A 5,476-nucleotide genomic window follows, 5' to 3' on the forward strand; every position below is an offset into this window, starting at 1 on the left:
TCACACTAGTAGTAAGTTTTGTTTCGCAGTTACAATCTTTATCCTTTCGGACAGCCGACGGTAGTGCTTAGTAGGAGTACATTCTCACACTTACTACAAGTATAGTAAATGGACAAAATGTCCTACTATATGAATATACATATAGTAATATATACTTATAAAATTTTTAAGGATCAAAATGAAGCCTCAAAAAGATAAAAACTCAGTAATAGATAAGTGGGGTGAAGTCTCGTGCTCATTGGGTTGGGTGGCAGTGCCTACACTGTTATTGTTCTCACAAAAGGAGCTGAAAATAACAGCTTCAGAATTAAATGTTCTAATGAACTTGATAGTTCACTGGTGGGAAAAATCTGAGAAGCCATTTCCTTCTCAAGCAGCTATAGCTTACAGAACAGGCCTTTCAGTTAAAACAATTCAAAGAGCTTTAAGTAATCTAGAGAGAAAAGGTTTGATTATCAAAATATCTACGCCCCGTTCAAACGTGGTTACTAAAGGAAAAAACCTATATGATTTATCACCTTTGATTGAGGAACTTGATAGAGTGTCACCAAAAATTCTAGAGAGTATGATTAGTAGAAAAAAGAGAATGGTCATTTATAATGCAAAATAATGAAAGCATGTCTTTAATATCTAAGCAAAGATTTAGTACTTACGAAAAGTTGTTTGTACAGATAGTTCCTAGTCACGCTATATCTGAAGTAGAACGTAGGGTTCTTTTTTATATGGATATTCAGGGAATTTACTCACACTTCTTCATACCTGTCCAAGTATTAGAAGTGACGCTTAGAAATAGAATTCACAATTCTATAAGCGTTTACTATGGAACTAATCAGTGGCTTGCAAAACTACTTAAAGAAAAAACTTGTTCTACTAGAACCAAAAATATGTTTAACACAACGAAAAACTCGTTTGATAAGAAAAATGCTCGGAAAGGAGTTCCAAACAAGTATATGACACCAGAAGATTATGTTGGTGCATTAAACTTTGGATTTTGGGTAGAGTTAATGAATAAAGACTATAGAACATTTAAATTTTGGCAAATACATATCAATGATGTATTTCCCAACAAAAAAAATGTCAAGCATAAGGCGATATTCCATACATTGCAAAGGGCTAATAAGATAAGAAATAGGCTATACCACTATGAACCCTTGTGGAATACATCGAAAAATTTTGCTGATATTGATAAGTTTTGTGATGCAATAGAAGAACAATACTCTATTATCGTAAACCTTATTAGGGACTGCTCTATTACTCAGGATGACTTAATAGAGGATCATAAGTTCTATTTTAAATTAGCAATAGAAGAATTTAAGACAAGTTATCGAGCCTAGCTAGAGACGTTAATCGAAGCCTATTATCATACTTACTCTAACGTTCTATATCCTGATCCTTGCTAGGCTTAGGAGTTCTCACCACCACTCTTTCAGGCGTTGTTTTTATCTCAATAGGTGGTAAAACGACTTTACCACTCATTATGTCAGGTATCTTATCGTCAATAGCTTTAAGCATTTTCTTACGCTTTTCAGGCTCATTGGCATATACCTCAGATATGACTCTCCTAGCACCCTCAATACTTGCCCTAATTGCCTCCTGTTCAGGGGACTCTGTTGTAAGCTCCGTTTGCTGCGTTAATCCTTTCTTTTTGGCTGCTATAGCCTGATTGTCAGGCTGTAGTGATGCTTGGGTAGCTTGTGGGAGTTTATGTGGCTCTACAGGCTGCTGTGGGCGTTCTGCTATATCTCTAGGTGCGGTGCTTGTGACTGTTTGATCCGTAAGTCGGACTTCGCTGTTATGTCCTTGCCCCAATTCGTTGCTCTCGCTGCTACTAACTGGCGGTAATTCTCGTCCTCGCTCATTTGAATGGCGTTCAGTGCTGATCTGTCTATCCAATCTTGCACTAACTGGCTCGATTCGCTTTCGTTCTTGTTCATAGTCAATACTCCTAATGGGTTCAGGTTCAGCCGTTGGTATCCCTAGATCATCAAAGGCTTGGTATAGATTAGGGAATTTCTCAGCAATTTTTCTTTTATGCTTTGGCAATTCTTTTTTGGTATGCCATACCTTGTTATAAAATTCGGTGGCGTGTTTAATCTGTACTTTTCGAAAGTCATTTATTTTGTCGTTATTGTTGGTTTTGATTACTTTATTATATTTGGCTACTTCACGATTGATATCACCACGGTCTGTTTTGATGCCTTTACGCTCTAATGCACTCGCAGCAACGCCTAATTTGATGGTTGGCTCACGCTCTAAGCCTTGATCTTTCAGACTTCTATGGTCAATCTCTATTCCATACTCACGCAAATGCTCATTAGCAGTTTTCGCCCATTGTTCACGCCAATAGACTACCTCACCGCTTTTCTTTTCGTCTAACTCACGAGTTTTCTTCGTAAAGCCGTCTTGCTCAAGCTGCCTTGTACTTAGCATGATGTGGGCGTGGTGGTTCTCTTTACTCTCGTACATATTCTGACCATTATGCAAATGAGCATCTACCGCACAGCCATGTCTTGCCACAATCTGCTGTGCAAAGTCCTGTACCAACTCAATGCGCTGGGCTTCATTGAGTTCATTCGGCAACGCCACTTCAAACTCTCTTGCTATGGTACTGTTTTTGCGCTTTTCAGCTTTTTCTACCTCATTCCAAAGCTGCTCGCGGTCAGTTGCCCAACTAGGAGCATTGGCTGGTAAAAATATCTCACTGTGCAGCACATCATTTTTTTTAGTGTAGTCATGGGTACGTCCTTCATGCTCACACTTAATCTTTGCGCCAGCACGATAGGCAATCGCTGCCGTAGCAGATTGTCCTTTGCTGCGTGAAAATGTTTTGACGGATAAGTGATAGATAGCCATTTTTCTTAACGAATTTCCACTTTTTCATTGTCGGGCGATACACAGTTATGTAGTACCTGCTGATAAATATCTTCTACTATTCTTCGCTGTTCCCCTTTGCTGTTATTAATAACTTGAGGGGATAGCTCTAAAACCAACTTAGTGATCTCAGGGTCGCCGTCATTCAATGCCTTAAATATAGCGTTACCCCAAATCAAATGTACTTTCTCCTCCTCTTTTTTCTGTCTTTTTTTCAACTTCCTTAATTCAGCCTCAGCCTTTTTAATCCTATCTTGTAATTGCATAAAAACATCCTTTGTTTTTTGGGGGTTGCAAGGGGTCTCCCCTTGTCGCACTGCAAACTATGCTAAGCTCACCGATAAGGGGAGTTTAGCATAGTTTGCATAAGTGCGCCCTTGTACTATTTATCACCTATCTATACTGCTATAATTTTTTGTCTATGAACAAGGGGAAGGGATTTAAATGAGCAAAATACAAGGGGAACTAGAAGTGCTGTTGGCTAAGAAGCTGGTTGACCGTGATAAGTTGTTAGCTGAAATGCAATCGGTACGTGCTGCTGTTAGGAAAGACAACCCAAAACAAAATAAATGGCTCACTACGATAATAAATAGAATTGAGGAGCTAGATACGTTCATTAGTCAGAAAGAGAACCAAATACAAGCTATCAAGCAACGAAGACAATTAGCTGAGAACAATCTTAGACGTAAGCAGGATGCTAAACGAAAAATCTTGATGGGTGCTATGGTCGAACATTTGATAGAGACTAATAAGCTAAGCCAAAAGTTTGTTATAGATGAATTAGAGAGCTTCTTAATTCGTGACAGTGATAAGGCATTGTTTGCAAGTTACTGGTCATCTAAATAGTAATTAAAGTAATCAGTAATTCACCCTCTTTTAGTCTTTTTATCTTTATTATTTTAAATATAAAAAGACTTTCCTTTTTATATGTTTTTAAGAAGTTATTAAAGAGTTATTAGCTCCTCTGTAAGCTTTACTATATATAGCCTTCAGAGGATAGAAAGGGACGTATTGATGTGGAGTAAGGGACGTATTGATGTGGAGTAAGGGACGTATTGATGTGGAGTAAGGGACGTATTGATGTGGAGTAAGGGACAGTATATAATAAGTCCTTTACTTGATTGAGCATGAGATTATTATGGATTATGAAAAATCAGATGAAAAGGCTTTACTCACGCTCAATAACGATATGATTAGAGCTTCTTACAAATTATCAGTGAATGAGATACGGTTGATTTTGATTGCTATTGCTCAAATGCCGAAAGGGGAAAAGGATAAAGAGTCTGCGCCACTTGACCCAATGAAGCCTTATTACATTACTAAGGCAGATTTTATTAGATTAGGTGTAGAGCCTAACAACGTGGCTAGGGAAATTCGTTCCGCTTGTAGTGATCTATTGGATAGAAAAATTTTTATTGATACGCCCCTCGGTGTGCTTGGTACGCATTGGGTACATAATATATTGCACTTTAAAACCGATATTTTTGAAGAATTGAAGAAAAAATATCCTAACTCAAAATATGATGATGATTTTATACGACAGTTAAGAAAGCATAATTTGTTAGATAGCTTACCTATGATTGCGAAATCAGATGACAACATCATGGCTAGAATAATCTTTCATGCTGATATTATTCCGTATATTAGCGAGTTACGACAGCATTTCACTCAATTAAAACTTGATGAAATGGCAGGGTTTAGCAGTTTTTATAGCTTTAGAATTTACATTATGATGATGCAATGGCGTGATACAGGGTTTGTTATATCTACCCTTGCCGCTTTTAGAGAAATGCTTGATTTAACAGATAAATATGATGCAGTAAAAGACCTTAGAAAGCGCGTCTTAGACGTTGCAATTGATGAAATTAACGAAAAATCGCTTTATACGGCTAGTTATAGTTTGACAGATAAAAATGGTAAATCGGGTAAAGGATTTAAGCTCACGCATTTAAAAATCAAATTCAAGCCAAAAGCGAAAACTATCAAGAGCAATACTAAGGGTAAAACAGAACGTGACGCTAATACAGCAGATATGTTTACGGTTGACGGACTAAACGATAAGCAGTTAGGGCGTATCGTTCGCAACCCTGCTTTTATGGCGGAGTACAATCATTTAGTAACCCCTACTAGCCCAGCTGGACAGTCGCAGCAAGGATGGGAATTTGAGATGATTAATCGCCTAAAAAAAGACGCTTCACAGTTTAAGAAGCGTCCAATTAGGGATTATCTTGATTATTAGTATCTTAAAGAGTGGCTGAATTGACTTAATATAGTCAATTTGATATAAAGAAACAATTATATTTATAGAGTCATATTGACCTATCTAATTGGTTTTATTCTGTGCAGAAACGGAAAACGCCCACTAGTGATAGTGGGCGTTTTTGATCCGCAGTTACAACCTTTATCCTTTCGGACAGCCGGCGGTAGTGCTAATAGTTTTACATTCTTATACCAGTGGTAGGTTTGAGATGCAGATACAGCCTTTATCCTTTCGGACAGTCGACAGTAGTGCTAGTTGATTTTTGTCTTCACACTAGTAGTAAGTTTTGTTTCGCAGTTACAATCTTTATCCTTTCGGACAGCCGACGGTAGTGCTTAGTAGGAG

The 5,476-nt window shown here is 37.8% G+C and carries 6 protein-coding genes; 4 read left to right on the forward strand and 2 right to left on the reverse strand.

Annotation, left to right across the window (positions count from 1 at the left end; translation table 11 throughout):
- Positions 1 to 178: 178 nt before the first annotated feature.
- Both QL982_RS13910 and QL982_RS13915 read left to right on the forward strand, forming a co-directional pair.
- Positions 179 to 610, forward strand: coding sequence for a helix-turn-helix domain-containing protein (locus QL982_RS13910; RefSeq protein WP_290190408.1), 432 nt, complete (start codon positions 179 to 181; stop codon positions 608 to 610).
- A complete protein-coding gene (locus QL982_RS13915) occupies positions 600 to 1,334 on the forward strand; it encodes a hypothetical protein (protein WP_290190409.1) in 735 nt (244 codons plus the stop codon). Before QL982_RS13910 ends, QL982_RS13915 begins: the two co-directional genes overlap by 11 nt.
- A 37-nt stretch (positions 1,335 to 1,371) precedes the next feature.
- Here the strand turns inward: QL982_RS13915 and mobQ are convergent, their stop codons facing one another.
- A complete protein-coding gene (gene mobQ, locus QL982_RS13920; RefSeq protein WP_290190410.1) occupies positions 1,372 to 2,853 on the reverse strand; it encodes a MobQ family relaxase in 1,482 nt (493 codons plus the stop codon).
- Between the two features lie 5 nt (positions 2,854 to 2,858).
- Positions 2,859 to 3,137 carry a hypothetical protein gene (locus tag QL982_RS13925; protein WP_290190411.1) on the reverse strand — a complete coding sequence of 93 codons (279 nt, stop codon included), beginning with the start codon at positions 3,135 to 3,137 and terminating at the stop codon, positions 2,859 to 2,861.
- Between the two features lie 178 nt (positions 3,138 to 3,315).
- On the opposite strand from QL982_RS13925, the gene QL982_RS13930 reads away from it, so the two are divergent.
- Entirely contained in the window at positions 3,316 to 3,717 is a 402-nt protein-coding gene (locus QL982_RS13930) for a hypothetical protein (protein WP_290190412.1), read from the forward strand.
- A 292-nt stretch (positions 3,718 to 4,009) separates the two neighbouring features.
- The gene (locus QL982_RS13935) at positions 4,010 to 5,110 is read left to right on the forward strand and encodes a RepB family plasmid replication initiator protein (protein ID WP_290190413.1); all 1,101 of its coding nucleotides are present in this window, start codon (positions 4,010 to 4,012) and stop codon (positions 5,108 to 5,110) included.
- The last annotated feature ends 366 nt before the right edge of the window (positions 5,111 to 5,476 follow it).

Origin of the sequence: Psychrobacter sp. 5A.1 (assembly GCF_030407455.1) — a bacterium.
Classification (GTDB): Bacteria; Pseudomonadota; Gammaproteobacteria; order Pseudomonadales; family Moraxellaceae; genus Psychrobacter.

Bases quoted from the DNA above. Each gene is read 5' to 3' on its own strand.
- QL982_RS13910 (WP_290190408.1), top strand. From the start codon at position 179: ATGAAGCCTCAAAAAGATAAAAACTCAGTAATAGATAAGTGGGGTGAA.
- QL982_RS13915 (WP_290190409.1), top strand. From the start codon at position 600: ATGCAAAATAATGAAAGCATGTCTTTAATATCTAAGCAAAGATTTAGT.
- mobQ (WP_290190410.1), bottom strand. From the start codon at position 2,853: ATGGCTATCTATCACTTATCCGTCAAAACATTTTCACGCAGCAAAGGA.
- QL982_RS13925 (WP_290190411.1), bottom strand. From the start codon at position 3,137: ATGCAATTACAAGATAGGATTAAAAAGGCTGAGGCTGAATTAAGGAAG.
- QL982_RS13930 (WP_290190412.1), top strand. From the start codon at position 3,316: ATGAGCAAAATACAAGGGGAACTAGAAGTGCTGTTGGCTAAGAAGCTG.
- QL982_RS13935 (WP_290190413.1), top strand. From the start codon at position 4,010: ATGGATTATGAAAAATCAGATGAAAAGGCTTTACTCACGCTCAATAAC.